The 24,344-nt window shown below is 66.5% G+C and carries 24 protein-coding genes; 21 read left to right on the top strand and 3 right to left on the bottom strand.

All coding sequences use genetic code 11. The features are described from left to right. The 9 genes from ADADO0_RS07195 to ADADO0_RS07155 all read left to right on the top strand — a co-directional run bounded on the left by ADADO0_RS07195 (position 1) and on the right by ADADO0_RS07155 (position 9,461). Positions 1–1,446 carry an amidohydrolase family protein gene (locus ADADO0_RS07195; protein ID WP_511304444.1) on the top strand — a complete coding sequence of 482 codons (1,446 nt, stop codon included), beginning with the start codon at positions 1–3 and terminating at the stop codon, positions 1,444–1,446. Between the two features lie 3 nt (positions 1,447–1,449). Continuing rightward, positions 1,450–2,511: a cyanuric acid amidohydrolase gene (atzD, locus tag ADADO0_RS07190; RefSeq protein WP_511304443.1), complete on the top strand. Its 1,062-nt coding sequence runs from the start codon at positions 1,450–1,452 to the stop codon at positions 2,509–2,511. 58 nt (positions 2,512–2,569) lie between these two features. Continuing rightward, positions 2,570–3,457: a LysR substrate-binding domain-containing protein gene (locus ADADO0_RS07185; RefSeq protein WP_511304442.1), complete on the top strand. Its 888-nt coding sequence runs from the start codon at positions 2,570–2,572 to the stop codon at positions 3,455–3,457. Positions 3,458–3,593: 136 nt separating this feature from the next. After that, entirely contained in the window at positions 3,594–4,406 is an 813-nt protein-coding gene (locus ADADO0_RS07180; RefSeq protein ID WP_511304441.1) for an NAD(P)-dependent oxidoreductase, read from the top strand. Between the two features lie 39 nt (positions 4,407–4,445). Beyond that, positions 4,446–5,336, top strand: a complete 891-nt coding sequence (locus ADADO0_RS07175) for an amidohydrolase family protein (protein WP_511304440.1) — start codon at positions 4,446–4,448, stop codon at positions 5,334–5,336. A 182-nt stretch (positions 5,337–5,518) separates the two neighbouring features. Continuing rightward, positions 5,519–6,634: a 4-oxalomesaconate tautomerase gene (locus tag ADADO0_RS07170; protein WP_511304439.1), complete on the top strand. Its 1,116-nt coding sequence runs from the start codon at positions 5,519–5,521 to the stop codon at positions 6,632–6,634. A gap of 362 nt (positions 6,635–6,996) precedes the next feature. Continuing rightward, positions 6,997–7,719 carry a PIG-L deacetylase family protein gene (locus ADADO0_RS07165; RefSeq protein ID WP_511304438.1) on the top strand — a complete coding sequence of 241 codons (723 nt, stop codon included), beginning with the start codon at positions 6,997–6,999 and terminating at the stop codon, positions 7,717–7,719. Continuing rightward, positions 7,716–8,414: a 4-carboxy-4-hydroxy-2-oxoadipate aldolase/oxaloacetate decarboxylase gene (locus ADADO0_RS07160; protein ID WP_511304437.1), complete on the top strand. Its 699-nt coding sequence runs from the start codon at positions 7,716–7,718 to the stop codon at positions 8,412–8,414. Before ADADO0_RS07165 ends, ADADO0_RS07160 begins: the two co-directional genes overlap by 4 nt. A 66-nt stretch (positions 8,415–8,480) precedes the next feature. After that, complete coding sequence (locus ADADO0_RS07155; RefSeq protein WP_511304436.1) at positions 8,481–9,461, top strand: tripartite tricarboxylate transporter substrate binding protein; 981 nt, start codon at positions 8,481–8,483, stop codon at positions 9,459–9,461. A gap of 18 nt (positions 9,462–9,479) precedes the next feature. On the opposite strand, the gene ADADO0_RS07150 is transcribed toward ADADO0_RS07155, so the two are convergent. Genes ADADO0_RS07150 through ADADO0_RS07140 form a run of 3 tightly spaced genes read right to left on the bottom strand, consistent with a single transcriptional unit; the run spans position 9,480 to position 11,959 of the window. Beyond that, entirely contained in the window at positions 9,480–10,055 is a 576-nt protein-coding gene (locus ADADO0_RS07150; RefSeq protein ID WP_511304435.1) for a UbiX family flavin prenyltransferase, read from the bottom strand. Continuing rightward, positions 10,052–10,576, bottom strand: a complete 525-nt coding sequence (locus ADADO0_RS07145; protein ID WP_511304434.1) for a TIGR02444 family protein — start codon at positions 10,574–10,576, stop codon at positions 10,052–10,054. The genes ADADO0_RS07150 and ADADO0_RS07145 overlap by 4 nt, the downstream gene beginning before the upstream one ends. Positions 10,577–10,585: 9 nt before the next feature. Further along, the gene (locus ADADO0_RS07140) at positions 10,586–11,959 is read right to left on the bottom strand and encodes an aminotransferase-like domain-containing protein (RefSeq protein WP_511304433.1); all 1,374 of its coding nucleotides are present in this window, start codon (positions 11,957–11,959) and stop codon (positions 10,586–10,588) included. Between the two features lie 286 nt (positions 11,960–12,245). Between ADADO0_RS07140 and ADADO0_RS07135 the strand changes: the two genes are divergently transcribed. From ADADO0_RS07135 to ADADO0_RS07080, 12 genes are all read left to right on the top strand, one after another. Continuing rightward, positions 12,246–12,569: an NIPSNAP family protein gene (locus ADADO0_RS07135; protein ID WP_511304432.1), complete on the top strand. Its 324-nt coding sequence runs from the start codon at positions 12,246–12,248 to the stop codon at positions 12,567–12,569. 55 nt (positions 12,570–12,624) lie between these two features. Continuing rightward, positions 12,625–13,503 (top strand): FAD binding domain-containing protein, encoded by an 879-nt coding sequence (locus ADADO0_RS07130; protein WP_511304431.1) that lies wholly within the window; start codon positions 12,625–12,627, stop codon positions 13,501–13,503. Further along, positions 13,500–14,099: a (2Fe-2S)-binding protein gene (locus ADADO0_RS07125; protein WP_511304430.1), complete on the top strand. Its 600-nt coding sequence runs from the start codon at positions 13,500–13,502 to the stop codon at positions 14,097–14,099. Before ADADO0_RS07130 ends, ADADO0_RS07125 begins: the two co-directional genes overlap by 4 nt. Beyond that, the gene (locus ADADO0_RS07120; protein ID WP_511304429.1) at positions 14,096–16,492 is read left to right on the top strand and encodes a xanthine dehydrogenase family protein molybdopterin-binding subunit; all 2,397 of its coding nucleotides are present in this window, start codon (positions 14,096–14,098) and stop codon (positions 16,490–16,492) included. Before ADADO0_RS07125 ends, ADADO0_RS07120 begins: the two co-directional genes overlap by 4 nt. Positions 16,493–16,552: 60 nt before the next feature. Continuing rightward, complete coding sequence (locus ADADO0_RS07115) at positions 16,553–17,518, top strand: amidohydrolase family protein (protein ID WP_511304428.1); 966 nt, start codon at positions 16,553–16,555, stop codon at positions 17,516–17,518. 13 nt (positions 17,519–17,531) lie between these two features. Further along, positions 17,532–18,008 (top strand): SRPBCC family protein, encoded by a 477-nt coding sequence (locus tag ADADO0_RS07110; RefSeq protein ID WP_511304427.1) that lies wholly within the window; start codon positions 17,532–17,534, stop codon positions 18,006–18,008. A gap of 4 nt (positions 18,009–18,012) precedes the next feature. Continuing rightward, the gene (gene pcaD / locus ADADO0_RS07105; RefSeq protein WP_511304426.1) at positions 18,013–18,828 is read left to right on the top strand and encodes a 3-oxoadipate enol-lactonase; all 816 of its coding nucleotides are present in this window, start codon (positions 18,013–18,015) and stop codon (positions 18,826–18,828) included. A gap of 28 nt (positions 18,829–18,856) precedes the next feature. Further along, positions 18,857–19,831, top strand: coding sequence for an ABC transporter substrate-binding protein (locus ADADO0_RS07100; RefSeq protein ID WP_511304425.1), 975 nt, complete (start codon positions 18,857–18,859; stop codon positions 19,829–19,831). Continuing rightward, the gene (locus tag ADADO0_RS07095) at positions 19,828–20,637 is read left to right on the top strand and encodes an ABC transporter permease (protein ID WP_511304424.1); all 810 of its coding nucleotides are present in this window, start codon (positions 19,828–19,830) and stop codon (positions 20,635–20,637) included. Before ADADO0_RS07100 ends, ADADO0_RS07095 begins: the two co-directional genes overlap by 4 nt. After that, positions 20,634–21,425 carry an ABC transporter ATP-binding protein gene (locus ADADO0_RS07090; protein ID WP_511304423.1) on the top strand — a complete coding sequence of 264 codons (792 nt, stop codon included), beginning with the start codon at positions 20,634–20,636 and terminating at the stop codon, positions 21,423–21,425. The genes ADADO0_RS07095 and ADADO0_RS07090 overlap by 4 nt, the downstream gene beginning before the upstream one ends. Positions 21,426–21,454: 29 nt before the next feature. Further along, positions 21,455–22,438: an ABC transporter substrate-binding protein gene (locus ADADO0_RS07085; RefSeq protein ID WP_511304422.1), complete on the top strand. Its 984-nt coding sequence runs from the start codon at positions 21,455–21,457 to the stop codon at positions 22,436–22,438. 82 nt (positions 22,439–22,520) lie between these two features. Continuing rightward, a complete protein-coding gene (locus ADADO0_RS07080) occupies positions 22,521–24,146 on the top strand; it encodes a UbiD family decarboxylase domain-containing protein (protein ID WP_511304421.1) in 1,626 nt (541 codons plus the stop codon). Positions 24,147–24,344 lie beyond the last annotated feature (198 nt).

The raw sequence follows: 24,344 nt of genomic DNA, 5'->3' as shown, positions 1-24,344 counted from the left end.
ATGCCGCGCGTTCTCACCTGCGCCCATGTGATCGGCGATCCCCGCGCGCCTGCGGCGGGGCCGTCCCGGATCGAGATTTCTGACGGACACATCGCATCCCTCGCACCGGCGGCGGGTGCGGTGGACCCGCTGCTGGTGATGCCGGCGCTGGTCAATGCTCACGACCACGGCCGCGCCGTCCGCACCAGTTCCATCGGCGCGGGGGGCAAGCCGCTGGAGGCGTGGCTGCATTATCTCGCGCTGTTTCCCTCCGTCGACCCCTATCTCGGCGCGGCGGTCTCGCTGTGCCGCAGCGCGCTCGGCGGCGCGGGGACGGTGATGATGCATTACACCCGCGCGCAGGGCTTCACCGACCTGCCTGCGGAGGCGCGAGAGGTGGCGCGGGCGGCGCGCGATGTCGGCGTGCGCGCCGGCTTCGCGGTCTCGATGAAGGATCGCAATCCCCTGGTCTATGGCCCGTCCGGCCCGTTGCTGGACGACATGCCGGCGCCGGCGCGGGACGCGATCGCGGGAAAATTCCTCAGCGCCCCGCGCGAGCCCAAGGCCTTCATCGAACTGGCGGACGCGGTGGCGGAAGCTGCCGCCGGCCCCAGCTTCGACGTGCAATATGGCCCCAACGGACCGCAATGGTGCAGCGATGCGCTGCTGGCGGCGGTGGCGGAAGCCTCCGCCCGCACCGGCCGGCGGGTGCACATGCATCTCCTGGAAACGCGCTATCAGCGCGCCTGGGCGGACGAGGCCTATCCCGACGGATTGGTGACGCATCTCGACGCCATCGGCCTCCTGTCGGAGCGCCTCACCCTGGCGCATTGCGTCTGGGCGCGGCCGGCGGAGCTGGAGCTGCTGGCGGCGCGCGGTGTCACCATTGTCACCAATGCCTCGTCCAACCTGCACCTGCGGTCCGGCATGGGCCCGGTCGCCCAGATGAAGGCGAAGGGGTGCCGGGTGGCGCTCGGGGTCGATGGCAAGGCGCTGGACGAGGATGACGATGCGCTGCGCGAACTGCGCCTCGCCCACCTGCTTCACGCCGGCACCGGCTTCCGCGCCGCCGTCACCCGCGAGGATGTGATGGAGATGGCGATGCGCAACGGCCGCCGCTCCGTCACCGGCGTTGACGACGGCGGCGCCATCGCGCCGGGCGCGCCCGCCGATCTGCTGCTGCTGGACTGGGCGGCGATCGAGGACGACCACCTGATGGACGATCTCGACCCCATCGAACTGATGCTGACCCGCGCCACGGCGGCCCATATCCGGGAACTGATCGTGGGCGGACGGACGGTTCTGAAGGACGGGATATTCACCGGCGTCGACTATCCCGCCGCCCGCGCGGAGGTGCTGGCGCAGATGCGCGCCGGCATGGCCGCCGGCGGGCCGTTCAAGGCGGCGATGCCGGCCCTCGACCGCGCCATGGCGCGCCATTTCGAACCCGATTGCCTGTGCTGCTGAACCATGCCCATCGCCAAAGTCCACCGCATCTCCGCCGCTGCCCCCGATGACGTCTCGGGTCTCGCCGCCGCCATCTCAAGCGGCGAGATCCGGCCGGAGGGCATCCTCGCCATCTTCGGCAAGACCGAGGGAAATGGCTGCGTGAACGATTTCTCGCGCGGCTTCGCGGTGCAGTCCCTGTCGCTGCTGCTGCGGTCGCATCTCGGGGCGGCGGCGGACGCGATCTGCCTTGTCATGTCGGGCGGCACCGAGGGCGGCATGGCGCCCCACTGGCTGGTGTTCGAGCGCGAGGAAGGCGAGGGTGGCACGGGTCCGGCGCTCGCGATCGGCCGCGCCCATACTCCGTCCCTGCCGCCGGAACATCTCGGCCGGATGGGGCAGGTGGCGCAGGTGGCCGACGCGGTGCGTCGCGCCATGGCGGCAGCTGAAATTGCCGACCCCGGAGCGGTGCATTTCGTCCAGGTGAAATGCCCGCTGCTGACCGCCGCCCGCGTCCGCGAGGCGCAGGCGCGGGGTGAGAGCGTCGCCACCGCCGATACGCTGAAATCCATGGGCCTGTCGCGCGGCGCCAGCGCCTTGGGCATCGCCCTCGCCCTCGGAGAGCTTGAGGAAACATCGCTTTCCGATGCCGCCATCTGCGCCGATTACGCCCTGTGGTCGGGGCGGGCGAGCTGTTCCAGCGGCATCGAATTGATGGGCCATGAAGTGGTGGTGCTCGGCCTGTCGCCCGCCTGGTCCGGGCCGCTCGGCATTACCCATGGCGTGATGACTGACGCCATCGACCTGAAGCCGGTACACGCCGCGCTGGCCGGTCTCGCGCCCGCCGGCGAAGAGGCGATCATCATCCTCGCCAAGGCCGAGGCGAGCAGCAGCGGCACGATTCGCGGGCGCCGCCACACCATGCTTGATGACAGCGACATCTCCGCCACCCGCCACGCCCGCGCCTTCGTGGCGGGGGCCTTGGCCGCTCTGGTGGGGCACACCGAAATCTACGTCTCCGGCGGCGCCGAGCACCAGGGGCCGGACGGCGGCGGTCCGGTGGCGGTGATCGCGCCGCGCCGGTAGCCATGGGATTGGCACATCCCGGCGCCGCCTGTATTAGCCTTCCCGCCAGGAGGGCCGGATGCGTGTCGATTTCCTGGGGCTGGAGGCTTTCGTCGCGATCGCCGAGCGCGGCTCGTTCCTGCGCGCGGCGGCGCATCTCAACCTCTCCCAGACCGCGCTCAGCCACCGCATGCGCAAATTGGAGGAGGATCTGGGCGTCCAGCTTTTCGCCCGCACCACGCGCCAGATCACGCTGACCGCGCAGGGGCAGGAACTGCTGCCCAAGGCGCGCCGTCTGCTGGGGGAATTGGAGGCCGAGGTCGATGCCCTGCGCGGCCTCGCCCAGGCGCGGCAGGAGCGGCTCGCCTTCGGCTGCCTGCCCACCATCGCTGCCTATCACCTGCCGCGCGCGCTGTCGGCGTTCCGCGAGCGCCATCCCGATATGGCGGTGAAGATTTACGACAATTCCGCCACCGAGATCGCCCAATTGGTGCAGACGGGCGCCGCCGAATTCGGCATCGGCATCGTCTCGGTCCACACCTGGGATCTCGACATCGCGCCGCTGCTCAAGGAGCCGTTCGTGCTGCTGTGCCGCGACAGCCACCCGTTCGCGGGCCTGGGTTCGGTGAACTGGTCGCAACTGGAAGGCATTCCTCTGATCCGCATCAGCCCGCAGGCGGGTAATCGCGCGCTAATCGACGATGCTCTCGGCAGCCGTCGCGAGACGCTAAACTGGCGTTACGAAGTGCAGCATGTGCAGACCGCCGCCAGCATGGTGGCCGAGGGCATCGGCCTCACCGTGGTGCCGAAGCTGGCCATGGGTATCGACGGCTCGCCGGGGCTCGTGGCGCTGCAATTGAAGAACCCCAGCGTGACCCGAACGCTCGGTGTCATCACCCGGCGCGGGCATTCGCTCTCCGGCCCGGCGAAACTCATGCTGAAGCTGATCCGCGCGAAGCTTCGGTGAGCGGCGACGCATCATAAAAGATGCACGAAATTCATATGAATCTGAAATTATGTCATTTGATTCATGAGTTCAATGCGACCAAGGTTTGGCCCAAGGTTTGACCCAAAATAAAATAATCAATCTGGGAGGCGGGCGCATGAAGGCAACCATCGCCCTCATCGGCTTCGGTGAGGTGGGCGGCATTTTCGCGGCCGATCTGAAGGCGGCCGGAGCGCCGGGCGTCGCGGCCTATGACATCAAGCTGGACGACCCAGCCCTCGCACCCGCCCTTCATCAGAAGGCGCAAGCCGGCGGGATTCGCCTTGCCGCGAGCGTGGCCGACGCCATTGCGGGCGCCGATATCGTCATTTCAGCGGTCACGGCAAATGCGGTGCTCGACGTCGCGCAAGGCGCGGTGCCCCATCTCAAGGCCGGGCAGATGTTCTTCGACGTGAACTCGGCCGCCCCCGAGACCAAGCGCGCCGCCGCCGGCCATGTCGAGATCTCGGGCGCGCATTATGTGGAAGGGGCGGTGATGGCGCCGGTGCCGGCGCCGCGCCTGTCCGTGCCCATCCTCGCCGGTGGCCCGCAGGCCGAATTGGCGGCGGAACGGCTCAATGCGCTGGGCATGAATGTGCGGCCGGTGTCGCTCACCCACGGCCGCGCCTCTGCGATGAAGCTGTGCCGTTCCATCATGATCAAGGGCATCGAGGCGCTGATGATCGATTGCGCCCGTTCCGCCAAGGGATGGGACGTGGAGGCGGAAGTCTACGCCTCACTCAACGACACCTTCCCTGCGGTGGATTTCGCCAAGCTCGCCGACACCATGGCGGGGCGGGTGCGGCAGCACGGCGTGCGCCGCGCCGCCGAGATGCTGGAGGCCGCCGACATGGTGGCGGACCTCGGATTCGACCCCGAACTCATCCGCGCGGTCGCCCAGGCGCAAGCGCGCGGTGCCGCAAAGCCCTGACGGCGCCACGCCGGCAAGCATTCGTGTGCAGAGGATTTCATGACTGAAGCGAAAGTCATCAAGAGCATTCCGGGGCCGGACCCGGACACCCGCACGCCGGCCTTCAGGCTTCCGCCGCTTTCGTGCGACACCCACTGCCACATCTTCGGGCCGGGGCATCTCTACCCCTATGATCCGAACCGGTCCTACACGCCCCCCGACGCGCCGCTGGAGATGTTCCGGGCGGTGCACGCCAAGATCGGCGTGGAGCGGGCGGTGATCGTCAACGCCAGCGTCCACGGCACCGACAATCGCGTCGCGCTCGATGCCATCGCCCAGAGCAATGGCGCTTATCGCGCGGTGGCGAACCTCGATGGCGACATCGACGAGAAGGGCTTGGAGGCGTTGGACAAGGGCGGCTTCCGGGGCTGCCGGTTCAATTTCGTGCGCCATCTCGGCGGCGTGCCCGACATGAAGGTGTTAGACCGGCTGGTGGCGATGGTGGCGCCGCTTGGCTGGCACATCGACCTGCATTTCGACGCGATCGATCTGCCGGACTACGCCCCCATGCTGGCACGCCTGCCGCTGCCCTATTGCATCGACCACATGGGCCGGGTGCAGGCGGCGGGCGGGCTGGACCAGGCGCCGTTCCGCATCCTGCTGGATCTCCTGGCATCGGACGAGAAATGCTGGGTGAAGGTGTGCGGCTCCGAACGGGTGTCGTCTTCCGGCCCGCCGTTTCACGACGCCGTGCCGTTCGCCCGCAAGCTTGCCGAGACCGCGCCCGACCGGATCATCTGGGGCACCGACTGGCCGCATCCCAATGTGAAGGTGATGCCGAACGACGGCGACCTGGTAGACATCATTCCGCTGTTCGCGCCCGAGCCGGAGCTTCAGCAGAAAATCCTGGTGGACAATCCCGCCCGCCTGTTCGGCTTCGACAGCCCGTGAACGGTTCCGGTTGAAGGAAAAGCAAACCAGCCGTCATGGCCGGGCGTGTCCCGGCCATCCACGCGGCTCCGCCAGGCAGTGACGAAGGGACGGCCGTGGATGCCCGGGACAAGCCCGGGCATGACGGTGGGAAGGGTGGCGGGTCCACTTTTTCCGAACACCGATTGGAGAAAGAGGCACCCGTGGCCCGACAGATCTCAATCCCCTGCATGCTGATGCGCGGCGGCACGTCGAAGGGGGCGTATTTCCTTGCGTCCGACCTGCCCTCCGACCCTGCCGCGCGGGACGCGGCCCTGCTCGCCGCCATGGGCTCGCCCGATCCGCGCCAGGTGGACGGGATGGGGGGCGCCCATCCGCTCACCAGCAAGGTGGCCTTGGTCTCGCGCTCCACGCTTGAGGGCTGCGATATCGACTTCCTGTTCTGCCAGGTGGTGGTGGACAAGCCGGTGGTGGATACCACGCCCAATTGCGGCAATATCCTCTCCGGCGTCGGGCCATTCGCCATCGAGCGCGGGCTGGTGACCCCCACCGGGCCCGTGACCCGCGTGAGGGTCCGCACCGTCAACACCGGCACCATTGCGGAACTCAGTGTGCAGACCCCGGATGGCGTAGTGGAATATGAGGGCGATGCCCGCATCGACGGGGCGCCGGGCACGTCTGCGCCGATCCCGATCGATTTCCTTGACGCTGCGGGTTCGGTCTGCGGCGCGCTGCTGCCCACCGGCCATGCGGTGGACCGTGTCGCGGGGGTGGACGTCACGCTGATCGACAACGGCATGCCCTGCGTGATCCTCGCGGCAGCGGACGTCGGCCGCACCGGGTACGAGAGCCGCGATGCCCTCGACACGGACATCGAGCTGAAGGCCCGCCTGGAGCAGATCCGCCGCGCCGCCGGGCCGCTGATGAACCTGGGCGATGTCACCTCCAAGGTGGTGCCCAAGATGATCCTGGTGGCGCCCCCGGCGAAGGGCGGCCATCTCTCCACCCGCAGCTTTATTCCTCACGAATGCCACGCCTCCATCGGTGTGTTCGCGGCGGTGACGGTGGCGACCGCCGCGACCTTGCCCGGCTCGCCCGCTCATGCCGTGGCGGTGCTTCCCGAGGGTCGGGAAAAGACGCTCTCGGTGGAGCATCCCACCGGCGAATTCACCGTGCGTATCGAACTCGGCGGCACGCCGGACAACCCGGTGGTGGAGCGCGCAGGGCTTCTGCGCACCGCTCGCGCTCTGTTCGACGGGCGCGTGCTGATCCCGGCCGCGATCATGGCCGCCCCGTCGGTTGGCGTGGCGGCGGAATAGGGGTGATGTGCATGTCCCCTCTCCCGCTTGCGGGGGAGGGTTAGGGAGGGGGAGTTGGTGAGACATGGTTGGTTGCGGCGCTTCCTGCGAGGCTCCCGGCCCCCTCCCCAGCCCTCCCCCGCAAGCGAGAGCTCTGCGAAAGAGATGAAACCGTGAACACGGTACTCATATTGATTCCGTTTCGTTCCCTCTCCGCTCTTGTTTTGATTCCTTATGTTCCAGACTTTCGCAGAGCTCTCGCAAGCGGGAGAGGGGGCGATCGCGCTTAGCGCGGTGCGCGCCTGAGACTTGAAACGCGTCGATGATCTATTCGGATTTTAAGTATTCAGAACAAGCATCAAGCTTCCAAGAAAGAACACGTCATGTCTGAGCAGAAAACCGCCCTTGTCGTCACCGCTCACCCCGGCGATTTCGTCTGGCGTGCCGGCGGGGCCATCGCGCTTCATGCGCGCAAGGGATACCGCGTCAAGATCGTCTGCATGTCCTACGGCGAGCGCGGCGAGAGCCAGTTCGCCTGGAAGGTGCCAGGGGTCGATATTGAAGAGGTGAAGGCCCAGCGCAAGGCCGAGGCGGAGGAGGCCGCGCGGATCCTCGGCGCTGAGATCGAATTCTTCGACGCCGGCGATTATCCGCTGCGCCCCACCGAGGCGATGCTGGACCGGATGGTGGATATCTACCGCGAGGAGAAGCCCGCCTTCGTCCTCACCCATGCGCTGTCCGATCCCTACAATGTCGACCACCCGGAGGCGACGCGCTTCGCCCAGGAGGCCCGCATTATCGCCCAGGCGGCGGGCCACAAGCCGGACCATACCCGCGCCTATTCCGCCCCGCCGGTGTTCCTGTTTGAGCCGCACCAGCCTGAGCAGTGCGACTTCAAACCCAGCATCATTCTCAACATCTCCGACGTGTGGGACGTGAAGTACGCAGCGTTCGAGGTGCTTGGGGCGCAGAAACATCTTTGGGACTATTACACCCGTGTCGCGCTCAATCGCGGGGTCCAGGGCGGGCGTAATTCCGGACGTCCCATGACCCATGGCGAAGCCTACCAGCGGGTGTTCCCCATGGTGCTGGAGGAACTGGCATGACCGGCCTCGTCGTCCGCAATGTCCGCCGCGCCGACCAGGGCGTGATCGATGCGCTGGCGGGCTTCGGCGTCGCCACGGTGCATGAGGCCATGGGCCGGCTCGGCCTCATGAAGACCTATATGCGCCCGATCTTTTCCGGCGCGCAGGTGGCGGGCAGCGCCATCACGGTTCTGGCCCAGCCCGGCGACAATTGGATGCTCCATGTCGCCGCCGAGCAGATCAAGCCCGGCGACATCGTCGTGGTGGCCTGCACCGCCGACAATACCGACGGGATGTTCGGCGATCTTCTGGCGACCTCCTTCAAGGCGCGCGGGGCTGTCGGCCTGGTCATCGACGCCGGCTGTCGCGACGTGAAGACCCTCACCGAGATGGGTTTTCCCGTGTGGCCGCGCGCTGTCTCGGCCAAGGGCACCGTGAAGGCGACGCTTGGTTCAGTGAACGTGCCGGTGGTCTGCGCCGGCGCCCTGGTCCATCCCGGCGACGTGGTGGTGGCGGACGATGACGGTGTCGTCGTGGTGCCGCGCGCCCGTGCGGCCGAGGTCGCGGCGAAGGCCGCCGCACGCGAGGCCAATGAGGGCGCGAAGCGCGCGACGCTCGCCTCCGGCGTACTCGGGCTCGACATGTACAAGATGCGCGAACCGCTCGCGGCAGCCGGCCTCGTCTATGTGGACGACCTGCCGGACGCTGGCGCCTGAACATTTCCTGATTTCGCAAACCTGGACGCCGGGCGAACCGGCGCCGCCTGATCCAAGAGGAAACACATGACCATGTTCAGCAGGATTCTTGCGGGCGGTGCCCTCGCGCTCGCACTCGGCACCGGCACCATCCCGGCTCTGGCCCAGGCCAATTATCCCACCCGGCCAGCGCGCATCGTCGTCCCGTTCGGTCCCGGCGGCATCGCCGATATCACGGTGCGCGTGGTGGCCGAGAAGCTCTCGGAAAAGCTCGGCCAGCAATTCATCATCGACAACCAGCCGGGCGCCGGCGGCATCACCGCCGCGCGCGCGGCTCTCGCCGGCGGCACGGACGGCTATACGCTGGCGCTGCTGACCAACGGCACCGCGATCTCGGTGCCGCTGTTCAAGAAGCTGCCGTTCGATCCGGTGAAGGATTTCGCGCCGGTCTCATCACTGGGCTATTTCGACTTCCTGTTCCTCACCAACGGCACGTCAAAGTATACCTCCGTCCAGGACTTGATCGCCTTCGCCAAGGCCAATGCCGGTGCGCTCAATGTCGGCACGGTGAATGTCGGCTCCAGCCAGAACCTTTCGGCGGAACTGTTCAAGTCCATGGCCGGGATCGACTTCACCATCATCCCCTACAAGAGCACACCGGACCTGACCGTCTCGCTGATGCGCAATGATGTGGACCTGATGATCGACAGCTACGCCTCGGCGAAGGCCATGCTCGCTGACAAGAAGATCCGCGCCATCGCTTCCTCGGGCCTTGATAAATCCCCCGTGCTGAGCGACCTCGTGACGGTGGACGCCAGCGGGGTGAAGGGCTTCGAGGTGACGTCCTGGAACGCGATCTTCGCCCCCACTGGCACTCCGCCGGAGGTGATCTCCATCCTCAACACGGCGATCAACGACATCGTCGCCATGCCGGACGTGAAGCGGCGTCTGCTGGAACTGGGTATCGAGGCCAAGGGCAGCACGCCGCAGGCCCTGGGGGATCGCCTGAAGGGGGACATCGCCAAATGGTCGGCGGTGATCGAGAAGGCGGGTATCGAGAGGCAGTAGCCTCAAACCGGGCGGCGTTCAGGCGTCGCCCGCGTCCTCTTTCCATCGCTTGGTGAGGGTAAGGCGGATGTCGAACAGGTCGAGGGCGCGGGCGACCGTCTGGTTCACCATTTCGTCGAGGCTTTTAGGCCGGTGATAGAAAGCGGGCACCGGCGGCATGATGATGGCGCCGTTCTGTGTCGCCTGGGCCATCAGGGCGATGTGCCCGGCGTGGAACGGGGTCTCGCGCAGAAGCAGGACCACCCGGCGGCGCTCCTTCAGGCAAACGTCCGCCGCGCGCACGGTGAGTTCGTCATTGTAGCAATGGGCGATGCCGCTCAGGGTCTTGACCGAGCAGGGCGCCACCAGCATGCCGGCGGTGATGAAGGAGCCGGAGGAGAGCGCCGCGCCGATGTCCTTGGGATTGTACACCTCATCCGCCAGGGCGCGGACCTGCTCGGCGCTGTGGTCGGTTTCCTCCGCGATGGTGCGCAGGCCCGATGGCGTGAGGATCAGGTGGGTCTCGACATCGGGAACATCAGTGAGAAGTTCCAGGGCGCGAATGCCGTAGATGGCACCGGATGCCCCCGTGATGGCGATGATGAGGCGTCTCATGGGTGGGTCTCGCCCGGTTCGTTGCGGGTTGCGGCGTGGGCGATGAAGGCGACCGCCGCTTCTTCTTCGGTATCGAGATCACGCTTGGCGGCGATCGCGACCACTCTCGTCATGCCCGCCGTTGCCATGTCGCGCGGCGTGCCGGCGCGTGGCTTTGCCGGGAGTGTTTGGCCCAAGGCGCTTAATTCCTCAAGCTCGATCAGTTCGGCGGAGATTTCCAGGCCCTGGAGCTTTTCCCGCAGCTGTGCGGTGGCCTGTGAGGGGGCGGGCAGGGGGCCGGTCTTGAGGCGGCGGCGCACGGCGCGCAGCGGGCGCACGATTTCGGCGTGCCAGTCCGCGACCTTGCCCCGCGCCTGAAGCACCTCCTGCTCGTCCAGGGGATATCCGCGGTGGGCGCCCATCCAGGCGGCGAACAGCAGCAGGTTCACGTCGAGGCCGGTGCGCTCCTGGAGCAGCAGGCAGGCCGCCGACACGCCCTCGCGGCCATAGAGCGCCAATGCATAGTCCTTGAGGCCGTTCATGAATGCAGCCTACACCAGGGAGATGGCTTCGGCCCGCTCGAGGATCGAGCGAACCTCCACGAGAGCTTTCTCCAGATCGCCCTCATTGGCGGCCGCGCCGAGGCACAGTCGCACGCCAAGGCTCGCCGGATCATGCGGCCGCAAGGCGCCGGGCGGGGCGAGCGTGATGCCCGCCTGCGCTGCCTGGGCGATCAAGGCGTTGAGGGTCCTGCCCATGGGCAGCGGCAGCCAGACATGGAAGCAGGGCGGCGCCTGGCGAACCGGAAGCCAGCCTTTGAGCACACGCCGCACCACCTCGTCGCGCTGCGCCGCCTTCTCGCGCTTCAGCATCACCTGCCGGGAGAGCCCGCCATTCTGGATCAGCCGGGTGACGGTTTCCGCCATGGTGGGCACAGCCATCCAGCCGGTGGCGCGCAGCGCATTGATGCAGCGGTCGCGGAAGCTGTCGGGCGCGATCATGGCGCCGATGCGCAGGCCGGGGGCGAGGCATTTCGCAAGGCTCACCGCATAGAAGGCGCGTTCCGGCACCAGCGCGGAGAGCGGCCGCATGGGGGTGGGCAGAAGGAAATTGTAGGCGTCGTCCTCAAGCAGATAGGCATCGTGCTGGCGCAGGATGTCAGCGATGGCGAGCCGGCGCTCCTGGGGCATCAGCGCGCCGGTCGGCGTCTGGAATGTCGGCATGCAATAGAGCACCCGCGCGCCGGTCTCACGGAACGCGCGGTCCAGCGCCTCCGGCTGGAGACCTTCCGAATCCATGGCGACGCCATGCAGCCGATAGCCGGATTGGGCGGAGAGCGCGAGCATGCCCGAATAGGTCAATGTCTCGGTCAACACCGGCGCGCCGGGCGCCGCCACCATGCCGATGGCGATGGAGAGGGCGTGCTGGGCGCCGTGGGTCAGGAACAGGCGGTCCGGATCGGCCGCCATGCCGTGCACGGCGAGCCAGGAGGCGATCGCCTCGCGGTGGTCGCGCCGCCCCTGGTGGGGCAAATAGCCGAGCAGGCCGTCCATATCGCCGTCCGCGACGATCTCCGCGAGCGTCGCGGCGATCAATTCGCCCTCGCCGGTGGAGGGCGGCACGTTCAGTGCGAGATTGATGTTGGTGCTGGTGGACCGCCCATCATGGCGCACGGGCACCTTGCGGCGCAGGACGAAGGTGCCGCGCCCGACCTCGCCGGAGATCAGCCCGCGCTGCTCGGCCTCGGCATAGGCCTTGGACACCGTGCCGACGCTGATGCCCAGCCGCTCCGCCATATCGCGCTGAGGCAGCAGGCGCGTGCCCGGCTTCACCCGCCCGGAGCCGATGTCCTCTGCGAGTTGATCGACGATGGCCACATAGCGCGGCCCGCGTTGGGAAGAGAGAGAGGGTACCCAGTCGTTCATGTGTCACCTGCGGCCTGCCACAGCGAATAGTTCAATCTGCAAATTGATGCAATATGCGCCGGCATATCCTCCCGGTTTGTTTGAATAACAATCCATTTTTGCCAATGCGATGCAACAAATGTGGTTCATTTTAGGTGCATCGCAGCATAAATCTTTGCATTGCATCATAAAATATAAGTCAAATTATGAGATTGGTTTATCTCAATGATTGACTGTATGAGTTTTGAACTTGTATCGTCCCAATCAATCGCGGCGCCCAATGTCGCTCGGTTCTAGGGAGTGCCCCATGCTTTACGAAATCCGGGTCTACCAGGCTGTGGAAGGGCGCGCGGACGCTCTGCGTCAGCGTTTCCTGAAGGAAGTGGTCCCCCGGTTCTCCAAGCACGGCATCGAACTACTCGGCGCCTTCACCGCTCCCGTAGAAGATGGCCGCCTCACCTATATGACCCGCTTCAAGGATGAAGATGCCCGCGTTGCCGGCTGGGCGGCGTTCGGCGCCGACCCCGAGTGGAAGGCGATCAAGGCGGCATCCGAAGTGGATGGCCCGCTGATGGCGTCCCAGACCGTCTCGATCCTTTCGCCGGCGCAGGCCGGCCTGCTGCTGGGCTGACCGACCAGACGGCCCCGCGCCACGCACGGCGCGGCGGCTCTTTCAGGATAATACGATGAAACCGGCTCCCTTCCGATATGTCCGGCCGACGTCCCTGAGCGAGGCGTGCGCGGCCCTTGCCGCCGATGAGGATGCCCGCATCATCGCCGGCGGACAGACCCTCGTGCCCATGCTCGCCATGCGCCTCGCGCGGCCGACCATCCTGGTCGATATCGCGCGGATGCCCGGCCTCTCCGGCATTCGCTTTGAAGACGATGCCCTGGTGGTCGGCGCGACCACGCGGCAGGTGGAGGCGGAGCATTCCGAACTGGTCGCGCGCCATCTTCCGCTGCTTGCGGCCGCGTTGCCGTGGGTCGGCCATCCCCCCACCCGCAATCGCGGCACGGTGGGCGGCTCCTGCGCCAATGCCGATCCCTCGGCGGAAATCCCGCTGGTCGCCGTGACGCTTGAGGCGGACATCATCGTAGAGGACGAGATGGGCCCCATGCCCATGCCGGCGGACGATTTCTTCATCGGCCCCATGCTCACCGCCGTTCCGCCCACTGGCGTGCTCACCGCCGTGCGCTTCCCGGTGTGGGATGATGCGCGGGTCGGCGTCGCGTTCCATGAGATCAGCGCGCGCCGCTCCGATTTCGCCTTCGTTTCGGCCGCTGCCCAGGTGGCGCTCGATGCGGAGGGGCGCTGCATAAAAGTGGCGCTCGGCATCGGCGGCGTCGGCGACCGGCCGATGAAGCTCGATGTCTCGCGCCTCCTTGGAACCCGGCTTGATCCGGCAGCTGTGAAGGATGCGGTGCTCGCTGCCGCTGAGGTCCTCGAGGCCACCGGCGATCTCCACGCCAGCGCAGAATATCGCCGCCGGGTCGCCGTGGTGTTCGGCACCCGCGCCCTCGGCGATGCCCTAGCGCAAGCTCAATCAAAGGGGAGCGGCCAATGAAGGTCGAACTCAACGTCAACGGCCGGCTGCGCAGCGCCGATGTGGAGGAGCGCAAGACGCTGCTCGACACCTTGCGCGATGATCTCCTGCTGACCGGAACGCACGCCGGGTGCGAACACGGCGTCTGCGGCGCCTGCACGGTTCTGATCGACGGCGCGCCGGTGCGCTCCTGCCTGATGTTCGCCTGCCAGGCGGACGGCTACGACATCACCACCATCGAGGGCCTCGCGCCCGCGCCGGGTGAGCTTTCGGTGCTTCAGGACGCGTTCTGCGAGACCCACGGCATGCAGTGCGGCTTCTGCACGCCGGGCATGGTCCTGTCGTCCCACGCGCTGCTGGAGCGCGAGGACAACCCGACCCGCGAGGACATCGTCGAGGCGATCTCCGGCAATATCTGCCGCTGTACCGGCTACGGCCAGATCATTGAGGCGGTGCAGTTCGCCGCTGAGCGGCTGCGCAAGGCCAACGCGCCGCGCGGCATCAGGGCGCCGCACATGGGCGCCCCGCACATCGATCCCGCCGCCGGCCACGACGCGCCAGAGGACGGCATCCTCGAAGCCGCGGACGCAGACATGCCGCACGGGGGCCGCCCATGAGCGCCGATGCCGCGAACTTCCGCTTCGTCTCCACCAACCGCCGGGTCCGCGAGGACCGCCGCTTCGTTGCCGGCAAGGGCCATTATGTCGGCGATATCGCGCTGGACGGCATGCTGCATGTGGCGCTCGTGCCCTCGCAGCACCCCGCCGCGACGATCGTCTCCATCGACGGTTCGGCGGCGCTTGCCATGCCGGGCGTGCACTATGTGCTGACGGGCGAAGAGCTTGCCGGAGCGGTCGATCCCCTCATGAACGGGCTTGAGACGCCCAACGTGCGCCGCTACCCGCTCGCGGTCGGCCAGACCCGCTATGCCGGGGAATGGGTCGCCGCCGTGGCGGCGGAGAGCCGCGCGCTCGCCGAGGACGCCGCCGAAAAGGTGCGCGTCGTCTACAAGACGCTGCCCTACCTCACCAGCGCCGAGCAGGCGCTCGATCCGTCGAGCCCGCCGGTGCATCCCGAGCATGGGTCCAACGTGCTGCTGGACAAGCAGTTCGTGTGGGGCGAGGTGGACAAGCACTTCGCCGAAAGCCCGCGCCATCTTTCGTTCCGCGTCACCTGGGGGCGCAATTCCACGGTGCCGATCGAGACCTTCGGCGTTGCGGTGTCCTGGGACCCGTGGCGGGAGATGCTCGATGTCTGGGCCTCGATCCAGATGCCGAAATATTCCGACCAGATTTCCCGTGCGCTGCGCATCCCCACCAATTCGGTGCGGGTCCACCAGGACGTGGACGTGGGCGGCAGCTACGGCGTGAAGCGCGGCATCAAGCACACCGTGCTTGCCGGCTATCTCTCGCGCCGGCTCAACCGTCCGGTGCGGGTGCTGGAAGACCGGCTGGAGAATATGCGGGCGGGCGATGCCCACGGCCCGGATCGCATCTTCGACGTGGACATCGCCTTCAACGACGACGGCATCGTCAAGTCGATGAAGATGCGGGCGCTGGACAATGCCGGTGCCTATGCGGGGCGCGCGCCGTTCCAGCTCGGCAAGCCGATCGGCGCCATCGTCGGCCCCTATAAGATCGAGAGCGTGGCCTATCGGGCGCAGTCCGTGACCACCAACAAGGCGGCGCAGGAGGCGGTGCGCGGCTTCGGCCAGGCGCCGACGAACTACGCCATCGAGACCGCGATCAACAAGGTGGCCTGGGCCTGCGGGCTCGACCCGATCGAGGTGCGGCGACGCAACTTCATCCGCAAGGAGGAGTTTCCCTATCTGATCCCGAGCGGCACCCATTACGACAGCGGCGACTACCACACCGTGGTCGAGAAGGTGCTGACGCAGGTGGACTACCCCGCGCTGCTCAGGGAGCGGGACCGGCTGCGCGCCTCCGGCATGCTGGCCGGCATCGGCTTTGCCGCCTGCCTGGAGCCGTCGGGCGGAAATTCCTCGTTCGAGCCGCTGCTGAACGAGAAGAACACCACCACCACCTGGATGGATTCCGCCCGCATCAATGTGGACGGGCCGGGCTTCATCACGGTCACCATCCACACCACCTCGTCCGGCCAGGGCCATGAGACGCTGGCGGCGACCGTGGTCGCCGAAGTGCTCCAGATCGACCCGGACCGCATCCGCGTGGTGCGCCCCGACACGCTGACCAGCCTGCCGTCCAACTCGCCGGTCGGCAGCCGCATGGCGATCATGCTGGGCGGCGCGTGCTTCCACGCGGCGCAGAAGCTCCGGGCGAAGCTGGTGCGCATCGCCGCGCATCAGTTCGGCATCTCACCCGACGCCACGACCTATGAGACCGGCGCCGTGACCGACCCGGCCTCGGGCCGCCGGCTGGAATGGGCGGAACTGGTCAACATCGCCCACCGCAATTTCCATCTGCTGCCGCCGGACACCGAGCCCGGCCTCGAAGTCACCCATGTGATGCAGGTGCCCACAGGCGACAAGCTGCCGGTGGATGGCCGGGTGCAGATGTATCCCTGCCATTCCTTCGAGTTCCATGTGGTGCTGGTGGCGCTGGACCCGGAGATCGGCAAGCCGGAATTGCGGCGCTACGTGATCGGCCACGATTGCGGCACGGTCATCAACCCGCACATCGTCAAGGGCATGACGCTCGGCGGCATCGCCCACGGCCTCGGCGCCACGCTGCTGGAGGAGTTCGTCTACGACGACGAAGGGCAGATGCTCACCCAGAGCTTCATGGACTATCTGCTGCCCTCCTCACACGAGATGCCGGAGGTGGAGATCGTCCACCATGTGACGCCCTCGCCCTTCACGGTGTTCGGCCAGAAGGGCTCTGGGGAAAGCGGCTATCTCGGCTCCCCCGCCGCCATTTCCGGTGCCATCAACGATGCGGTCGCCGGGCTCGGCATCGAGTTCGACAAGCTGCCGATCCGCATCTACGCGATCAGCGACGCCATCGCCGCCGCACGCGAGGCGGGCAAGTAAGCGCCAAGAGCAGACGACAAGAACAGTCAGAACAGAACAGCCTAAGAAGAGAAGACGAAAATGATCATCGACGCCCACGCCCATCTTGTGCCCCCGACTCTGGTGGAAGTTATCAAGTCGAAGGCCGAGACGTTTCCGTCCGTGCGCATCACGCCGGAAGGCGGCTTCTCCTTCTCCGGCGGCAAGCCGACCCGTCCGGTGCCCAAGCCGCTGAGCGATGTGGCGGCGCGCACCAAGTGGATGGACGAGCAGGGCGTCGAAAGCCAGGTGGTCGCCGGCTGGCTCGACATCTTCGGCAACGATCTGCCGGTGGCGGAAGGGGTCGCCTGGTCGCGGCTCTACAACGAGCACATGCTGCTCACGGCCAAAGAAAACCCGCGCTTCCTGCCCATGGCCTGCGTGCCGATGCAGGACGGCGCCCGCGCCGCCGAGGTGCTGCGCGAGGCCCACGGCCAGGGCTTCAAGAGCGTGATGATCGGCACCCAGCCCAAGGGCAAGGGCGGCGTTCTGGACGATCCGACGCTGCTGCCGTTCTGGGAGACGGCGGACGAACTCGGCATGGTGGTGGGCATCCACCCGGTGTTCGAGAGCGGCGACGACCGGGTGCATGACTACGGCATGGCGAACGCCGTCGGGCGCGTCACCGACATGCTGATCGCCATCTCCCGGCTGATCTATGCCGGCCATGTCACCCGCTATACCCGCACCAAGATCATCGCCGGCATCGGCGGTTCGGCGCTGCCCTATGTCATCGGCCGGCTGCGGACCAATTACGGTCTCGACAAGTCGCTGGGTGATCCGGATGCGGCGCTCTCGGCGCTCTATTACGACACCATCGTCCAGGACACCCGCACGCTGCGTTACCTCGCCGACATCGTCGGCGCGGACCGCCTCATGATGGGCTCCGACATGCCGTTCCCGATCGGCGATCTTGCGCCGATGAAACTCGTCGCGCAGACGTCGTTCACCGACGCTGAGCGCGCCTCCATCAATGGCGGGCTGATCGCCCGCTTGCTGGGCCTGTGAGGAGCACCGCGCCATGAAGCTCGATATCTCAGGCAGCGAGGTCGTCCAGGCGGACGTGGAGAGCCTCTGGACGGCGCTCAACGATCCGGTGGTGCTGACCCGCTGCATCCCCGGCTGCAAGGCCATGACCGAGACTGCACCGGATGCCTACAAGGTGGACATGCAGCTTCGAGTCGCCGCGGTCGGCGGTTCGTTCGAGGGCGAGATCGCGCTCTCGGACAAGCAGCCGCCGCGCACCTGCTCCATCTCCGTCTCCGGCGCCGGCTCGCTCGGCCACGGCAACGGCCAGGCGAAGTTCGAGATCACCCCGCAGGACGACGGCACCTGCCTGCTGGCCTACCAGGGCGTGGGCGAAGTGGGCGGCCTCGTGGCCGGCGTCGGCCAACGCATCCTCGGCAGCGTGTCGAAGCACCTCATCGGGCGTTTCTTCACCGCGCTGCGTAAGGAATTCGAAGTCGGCGGCCAGTCCGCCCTCGGCGCGGCGGAGTAGGCCGATGGATGCCGCCAGCAACACGGACCTGCGCATCGAGGTCGCGCCCGGCATGCGCCTCGCGGTGGAGGTTTCCGGCACCCCCGGCAAGCCGGCGCTGATCTTCAGCAACTCGCTGGCGGCCGACATCAGCACCTGGGACGAGGTGACGGAGCGCCTCGCGCCCCACGCCTACATCGTGCGCTACGACACGCGCGGCCACGGCCGCTCTGACGTGCCGGCCGGTCCCTATGCCGTCGACCGCCTGGGGAAGGATCTCATTGCGGTCATGGATGGGCTCGGCATTGCGCGCGCCACGGTCTGCGGCGTTTCGCTGGGTGGGCTGACGGGCATGTGGATCGGCGCCCATGCCGGTGATCGTCTGACCGGCCTCGTGCTCGCCAACACCGCGGCCAGCTTCCCGCCGGCCCAGATGTGGCTCGACCGCGCGGTCGGTGCCCGAAAGGATGGCCTCGCCCAGCTCGTGGCGCCGACGCTGAGCCGCTGGTTCAGCGAGCAATTCCGTGCCGCCAACCCGCAGCGGGTGGCGCAGGTGGGGGACATTATCGGCGCGACGCCGCCCGAGGGCTATGCCGCCTGCTGCGAACTGCTGGGAAGCACCGATCTGCTCGGTGAACTCGGCACCATCATCTGTCCTGTTCTGGTGATCGCCGGCGCCCACGACCCCTCTACGCCACCGGCGCGCGGGGCGGAAATCGCCGCCGCCATTGCAGGTGCCGAGATGGTCACCCTCGATGCCGCGCATCTCAGCGCGGTGGAGGCGCCAGACGCCTTCGCCGAGGCGGTGAACGCCTTTTTGTCCCGTGTGAATGCTGCCTAACCAAACAACAAAATTCCGGAGGAAGCAGATGAACAAGCTTTGCACTTTGGGCCTCGCCACCCTGATGTCGGCGACTGCCGTTACGTCATCATTCGCCCAGGCGCTCGATAAGGTTTCCATCGTCGTGTTCGGCGCCCCCTCGCTCGGCGCCTTTCTGCCGCCGGTGATCAAGGCGCAGAAGCTGGACGAGAAGAACGGTCTCGCCATCACCTTCGATGAGCGCACGCCCGACGCTTACACCGCTCAGTTCAATTCCGGCGAATACCAGGTGGGCGGCAGCGCAGCGCTGCTGACGGTGGGCCTTGCCGACCTGCGCGGCGTCAAGGTGACGTATCTGTTCAACCTGTTCGATTATTGGGGCGCGGTCGTCACTTCACGGCCCGACATCAAGGCGCTCAAGGACCTGGAAGGCAAGGAACTCGCAGCCGCGAAGGGCACCACCAATTGGGTGATGTTCGACTGGCTCGCGCGCCAACAGGGCATCGACACGTCGAAGATCGCGGTGGTGAACACGGCAACCCCCGGCCTTATCGGCTATGCGCTCGCGGATCGCGCCAGCGGCATCCAACTCTGGGAGCCGGCCTACACCTCGCTGATGGCAAAGAAGCCGACGATTCGCGGGCTCGACCTGAAGATCAAGGAAAGCTGGAACAAGTTCACCGGCACCAACGACATCCCCTATCTCGGTGTCGCCGCGCACACCGACTGGGTGGCGAAGAACAAGCCGCTGATCCCCAAGCTCTATGCCGCCTACAAGGACGCCGCCGCGTGGATCGTGGCTAATCCCGACGATGCCGCGAAGCTGATCGCCCCCAAGGGTTCGCCCGAGGACCAGAAGGCCATCTCCGACCTCGTGAAGGCCAACGACCGCCTTGGGCTGAACGTGCGCTGGGCGTCCGACATCCGCAAGGAAATCACCGCCGTCTATGCCGCCGGCCGCAGCATCGATTTCCTGCCCGGCGACCCGTCGGCAGCCACCATCTATGAGGGAGCGAAACAGTGACTGACCGAACCATCGATGGTGGTTCCCCGTCCGTACCGGGGCTTGCTTTCCTGACGCGCGTGGTGCGAGCGGTGGCGCCCTTCGTGCTGATGGCGGCGCTGTGGCAGATCGCGTCGCTGTTCTTCCCGCCCTACCTGTTCCCCTCCTTGGTGGCGGTGTTCTGGAAGTGCGTGGACATCCTGATTCACTGGTCGCAGATGGTGGACGTGTTCTACACCGTCCTGCGCATCCTGGCGGGTCTGGCGGGTGCCTTCATCATCGGCGCGGCGCTCGCGCTGGTGATGGCACGGTCGAAGGCAGTCGATCAGTTTCTCTCGCCGATCCTCACCTTCTTCCAGGGCATCCCGGCGCTGTCCTGGGTGGTGTTCGCCATCATCTGGTTCCACGGCGTGGAATTTCGCATCTTCTTCATCATGGTGCTGACCACCCTGCCGGCCTTCACCTTCCAGGTGCTCGGCGCGCTGCGCGCCATGTCCAAGGATCTGGTGGAGATGGTGATGAGCTTCCGCCCCTCACGGGCGAAGACCTTCCGGGTCATCATCATGCCCTCGATCCTTCCCGAGATCCTCACCGCCTGGAAGGTCAACCTCGGCAACGCCTCGCGCGTCGTCGTGGTGGCCGAGCTGGTGGGCGCGACCGGGGGCGTCGGCTACCAGTTACTGCAGCAGCAGCAGGTGTTCGACATGGCCGGCGCGCTCGCCTGGACCTTGCAGCTCGTGTTCTTCGTGCTGATCGTTCAGCACATCCTGACCCTGATTGAAAACTTCGCCTTCCGCTATCGGGCCATTTCGGAGCGTGCACTATGAACGCCCTAACCGCGACCCCTTCGCCCGCCACCACCGGCCCCGCCGAAATCCGCTTCGACCATGTGTCGAAGGTGTTCGGCCGGCAAAGCGGCGGCGGCGACCTATTCAAGGCCGTGGACGACCTGAACCTGGAAATCCGCCCCGGCGAACTGGTCGCCATCCTCGGCAAGACTGGGTGCGGCAAGTCCACCATGTTCAACATGATCGCCGGCCTTCTGGAGCCGAGCGAGGGCAAGGTGGAGGTGTCGGGCCACAACCCTTTCACCGAGTTCAACTGGTTCCGGGGCAAGATCGCCATCGTGTTCCAGAACGACCGCCTGCTGCCCTGGCGCACCGCGATCCAGAATGTCGAGCTTGGGCTGGAAATGCTGGATGTTCCCAAGGCAGAGCGCACCGCCACTGCCCAGCGTTGGCTGACGCAGCTCGGCCTCGGCGGGCATGAGAACGACTATCCGCACGCACTCTCCGGCGGCATGCGCCAGCGCGTGTCGATCGCCCGCGCGTTTGCCACAAACGCCGGTCTCCTGCTCTGCGACGAGCCGTTCTCCGCGCTCGACGAGATGACCGGAAACCGGCTGCGCGAGGAATTCAAGCGGCTGGTGAGCGAGAACGGCAAGACCGCCGTTTTCATCACCCATTCCATCAACGAGGCGCTCCAGATCGGCGACCGCATCGTGGTGCTGCGCCGCCCGGCCAAGATCGCCTACGACGTGAATATTCCGCGCAATGCCGACAAGGCTTTGCAGGAAGAGGTTCGGGCGAAAATCCAGGCCGTTCTGGCCGAATAACAAGAAACGAATTTCGGAGGAAACGCCAAATGACCAAGCTGACACGCCGGACGTTCCTGACCCTCACCGCAGCCGGCACGGCCGCGATGGTCGCCAAGCCCGCTCTGCTGCGCGCCGCCCAGCCGCTTAATGTGAGCACCGTGCTGGGCAATGCCGTTCACTGGGTCCAGATGGTTGCCGCCGAGAAGGGCATGTACAAGGAGGAGGGCTTCGAGCCCAACCTGCTGGTCATGCAAGGTTCCGCCAGCTCGGTGCAGATGGCGATTTCGGGCGAATACAACATCGCCACCACGCAGCCGGAAACCTTCGTCTCGGTGGTGGAGCAGGGCGCGAACGAAATCGCCGCCATGACCGCACCCATGAACAAGGCGGACTGGATTCTCGTCGGCGCGCGCGGCATCACCAGCCTCGAACAGCTCAAGGGCAAGCAGATCGGCCTCTCCGGTCTGCGCAACAGCGAAAGCTGGCTCACCCAGCGCCTGCTTGAGGCCAAGGGCCTGAAGAAGGGCGACTACAGCTTCGTCATCGCCGGGACGTCTCCGGCCAAGGTGGCAGGGTTGGACAAGGGCGGCCTCGGCGCCGCTGTGCTGTTCCAGCCGAGCGCGGAATTCGCGATCCGCCAGGGCCTGCCGGCACTCGCGAGCTTCGACAGCATGCGCGACTACCCGACCGTGTTCTACATCGTGAAGAAGTCGTGGGCGGCGGCCGATAATTCCGGCATGCGCGCCTCGCGTGCGATCCAGAAGGCCCACGCTTGGCTGTGGGACCCGGCAAACCGCGACGAAGCCATCAAGGTGCTGGAAAAATATACCAAGCGCGAGCCGGCCATCCTGGCGCCGGTCTATGACGACTATTTCGTCACCGGGAAAATCTATTCAAAGACCGGCCAGATCAACCTCGCCGGCTTCCAGACTGTGCTCGCCGACATGGCCGAGGACGGACAGGCGTTCAAGACCGCCCCGGCGCCGGGCAAGTTCCTGCTCGATCCCAAGCTCGGCGGCCTCGCGAGCTGATGCCCTTGCGGGTCGCCCTCCGGGGCGGCCCGCCGATCCTATTGCCCGTTTCAACGATTGTGGCTCCTCCAGGAGAAGTTCCATGAACGCCCCCGCGCGCCCCTATAATGACCTCCACGACCATCTCGACGAATTGCGCGCGAAAGACCTGCTGGTCACGGTCGATCGGAAGATCGACAAGGACAGTGAGATGCACCCCCTGGTGCGCTGGCAGTTCGTCGGCGGCATGGATGAGAAGGACCGCAAGGCCTTCCTCTTCACCAACATCGTCGACGGCAAAGGCCGCCCCTATGACATCCCCGTCCTGGTGGGCGGCATGGCGGCGAACCGCGCAGTTTACAGCGTCGGCATGGGTTGCCCGGTGGAGGAGATCCAGGCGAAGTGGGACAACGCCATCGCCAATCCTATTCTCCCGAGGGTGGTGGATGACGCGCCCTGCCACGAGGTGATCCACGAGGGCGAGGCGGTGAAGGGCGAGGGGAACGGCCTCGACCGCCTGCCGATCCCGGTCTCGACGCCGGGCTTTGATTCCACGCCGACGCTCAGCGCCACAAACGTGATCTCGAAAGACCCGATCACCGGCATTCAGAACATGGGCACCTACCGCTGCGCGCTGAAGGCGCCGGACCGGCTGGTGGTGCGCATGGCGACCCGCGTCGGCGGGGCCGGCGGCTACCAGCATTATCTCGCGCACCAGAAGCGCGGCGACACGGAAATGCCCTGCGCCATCGTGCTCGGATGCCCGCCCTATGTCGCCTTCATGGGTCCGCAGAAGCTGCCCATCGGCGTGGACGAATTCACGGTTGCCGGCGGCCTCGCCGGCGCGCCGATCAACGTGGTGCGCGCCCGCACCGTCGACCTGCTGGTGCCGGCGGAAGCCGAGGTGGTGATTGAGGGCTATATCGACACCACCATGGTGGAGCCTGAGGCCCCGTTCGGGGAATCCCACGGCCATGTGGCGCTCGAAGAATACAACATGCCCATGCGCATCACGGCGATCACCCATCGCCGCTCGCCGGTGATCCCCTCCTACATCAGCCAGGTGGCGCCCTCGGAATCCAGCGTCATCAAGCGCGTGGCCTACGAGCCGCTGTTCCTCACCCATCTGCGCGACACGCTCTCCATTCGCTCGGTGAAGAAGGTGGCGCTGCACGAGCCGCTGACCGGCCTGCTGCGAGTCACCATCATCACCATGGAGCGGGACGCGCCGCGCACCGAGATCTGGCGCGCGCTTTATGGCGCGGCCTTCTTCAAGGGCGACTGCGGCAAGATCTGCATCGCAGTGAATGATGATATCGAGGCCGACAACGCCGACGCCCTGCTCTGGGCCATGGCCTATCGCGCCAACCCGATCGACGACGTGCAGACGTTGGCGCATCGCGGCCAGGGCCACGGCCCCAAGCGCGAGACCAATGGCGAGGAGGATTCCACCCTCCTGATCGACGCCACGATGAAGTCGCCCATGCCGCCGCTCGCCTTGCCCAAGCGCGAGTTCATGGAAAACGCCAAGGCGATCTGGGAGGAATTGGGCCTGCCCGCGCTGCGTCCGCAGGCGCCCTGGTTCGGCTATTCGCTCGGCGACTGGTCGCCTTATTGGGACAAGGCGGCGGCCCGCGCGGTGGCCGGCGACTATCTGGAGAACGGTCGCATCAGCCACGCCCAGCAGAAGCCGGGCTTGAAGCCGGAGACCAAGTTCCGGCCGGAGTGAGGGTTGGGTCCTCCGCGGCTGAATGCGCTCAACTTAACAAGCGTAAGGGGTCCTTGGTGCTTTCCCCTCGCCCGCGAGGGGAACAGTTGCGGAATGCGCGATGGTGCCTTCTCCTGCTTGCGGGGGGAGGGGGCATCATTCCCCTTTCCTCCCACGCCCCGGCGCTCTTTGATGGGCGCGCGGCAGGGAGCGTGAGGG

Source organism: Aquabacter sp. (genome assembly GCF_965279295.1).
In the GTDB taxonomy this organism is placed as follows: domain Bacteria; phylum Pseudomonadota; class Alphaproteobacteria; order Rhizobiales; family Xanthobacteraceae; genus Aquabacter.
The sequence above is the reverse complement of the archived record's forward strand: the minus strand, read 5'-3'. Positions and strand labels throughout refer to the sequence as shown.

Excerpts from the sequence above, each read along its gene's own strand:
- pcaD (WP_511304426.1), top strand. The coding sequence starts at position 18,013 with ATGGATGCCGCCAGCAACACGGACCTGCGCATCGAGGTCGCGCCCGGC.
- ADADO0_RS07150 (WP_511304435.1), bottom strand. The coding sequence starts at position 10,055 with ATGAGACGCCTCATCATCGCCATCACGGGGGCATCCGGTGCCATCTAC.
- ADADO0_RS07155 (WP_511304436.1), top strand. The coding sequence starts at position 8,481 with ATGACCATGTTCAGCAGGATTCTTGCGGGCGGTGCCCTCGCGCTCGCA.
- atzD (WP_511304443.1), top strand. The coding sequence starts at position 1,450 with ATGCCCATCGCCAAAGTCCACCGCATCTCCGCCGCTGCCCCCGATGAC.
- ADADO0_RS07140 (WP_511304433.1), bottom strand. The coding sequence starts at position 11,959 with ATGAACGACTGGGTACCCTCTCTCTCTTCCCAACGCGGGCCGCGCTAT.
- ADADO0_RS07085 (WP_511304422.1), top strand. The coding sequence starts at position 21,455 with ATGACCAAGCTGACACGCCGGACGTTCCTGACCCTCACCGCAGCCGGC.
- ADADO0_RS07100 (WP_511304425.1), top strand. The coding sequence starts at position 18,857 with ATGAACAAGCTTTGCACTTTGGGCCTCGCCACCCTGATGTCGGCGACT.
- ADADO0_RS07080 (WP_511304421.1), top strand. The coding sequence starts at position 22,521 with ATGAACGCCCCCGCGCGCCCCTATAATGACCTCCACGACCATCTCGAC.
- ADADO0_RS07130 (WP_511304431.1), top strand. The coding sequence starts at position 12,625 with ATGAAACCGGCTCCCTTCCGATATGTCCGGCCGACGTCCCTGAGCGAG.
- ADADO0_RS07145 (WP_511304434.1), bottom strand. The coding sequence starts at position 10,576 with ATGAACGGCCTCAAGGACTATGCATTGGCGCTCTATGGCCGCGAGGGC.
- ADADO0_RS07195 (WP_511304444.1), top strand. The coding sequence starts at position 1 with ATGCCGCGCGTTCTCACCTGCGCCCATGTGATCGGCGATCCCCGCGCG.
- ADADO0_RS07115 (WP_511304428.1), top strand. The coding sequence starts at position 16,553 with ATGATCATCGACGCCCACGCCCATCTTGTGCCCCCGACTCTGGTGGAA.
- ADADO0_RS07175 (WP_511304440.1), top strand. The coding sequence starts at position 4,446 with ATGACTGAAGCGAAAGTCATCAAGAGCATTCCGGGGCCGGACCCGGAC.
- ADADO0_RS07135 (WP_511304432.1), top strand. The coding sequence starts at position 12,246 with ATGCTTTACGAAATCCGGGTCTACCAGGCTGTGGAAGGGCGCGCGGAC.
- ADADO0_RS07110 (WP_511304427.1), top strand. The coding sequence starts at position 17,532 with ATGAAGCTCGATATCTCAGGCAGCGAGGTCGTCCAGGCGGACGTGGAG.
- ADADO0_RS07185 (WP_511304442.1), top strand. The coding sequence starts at position 2,570 with ATGCGTGTCGATTTCCTGGGGCTGGAGGCTTTCGTCGCGATCGCCGAG.
- ADADO0_RS07160 (WP_511304437.1), top strand. The coding sequence starts at position 7,716 with ATGACCGGCCTCGTCGTCCGCAATGTCCGCCGCGCCGACCAGGGCGTG.
- ADADO0_RS07125 (WP_511304430.1), top strand. The coding sequence starts at position 13,500 with ATGAAGGTCGAACTCAACGTCAACGGCCGGCTGCGCAGCGCCGATGTG.
- ADADO0_RS07120 (WP_511304429.1), top strand. The coding sequence starts at position 14,096 with ATGAGCGCCGATGCCGCGAACTTCCGCTTCGTCTCCACCAACCGCCGG.
- ADADO0_RS07165 (WP_511304438.1), top strand. The coding sequence starts at position 6,997 with ATGTCTGAGCAGAAAACCGCCCTTGTCGTCACCGCTCACCCCGGCGAT.
- ADADO0_RS07090 (WP_511304423.1), top strand. The coding sequence starts at position 20,634 with ATGAACGCCCTAACCGCGACCCCTTCGCCCGCCACCACCGGCCCCGCC.
- ADADO0_RS07180 (WP_511304441.1), top strand. The coding sequence starts at position 3,594 with ATGAAGGCAACCATCGCCCTCATCGGCTTCGGTGAGGTGGGCGGCATT.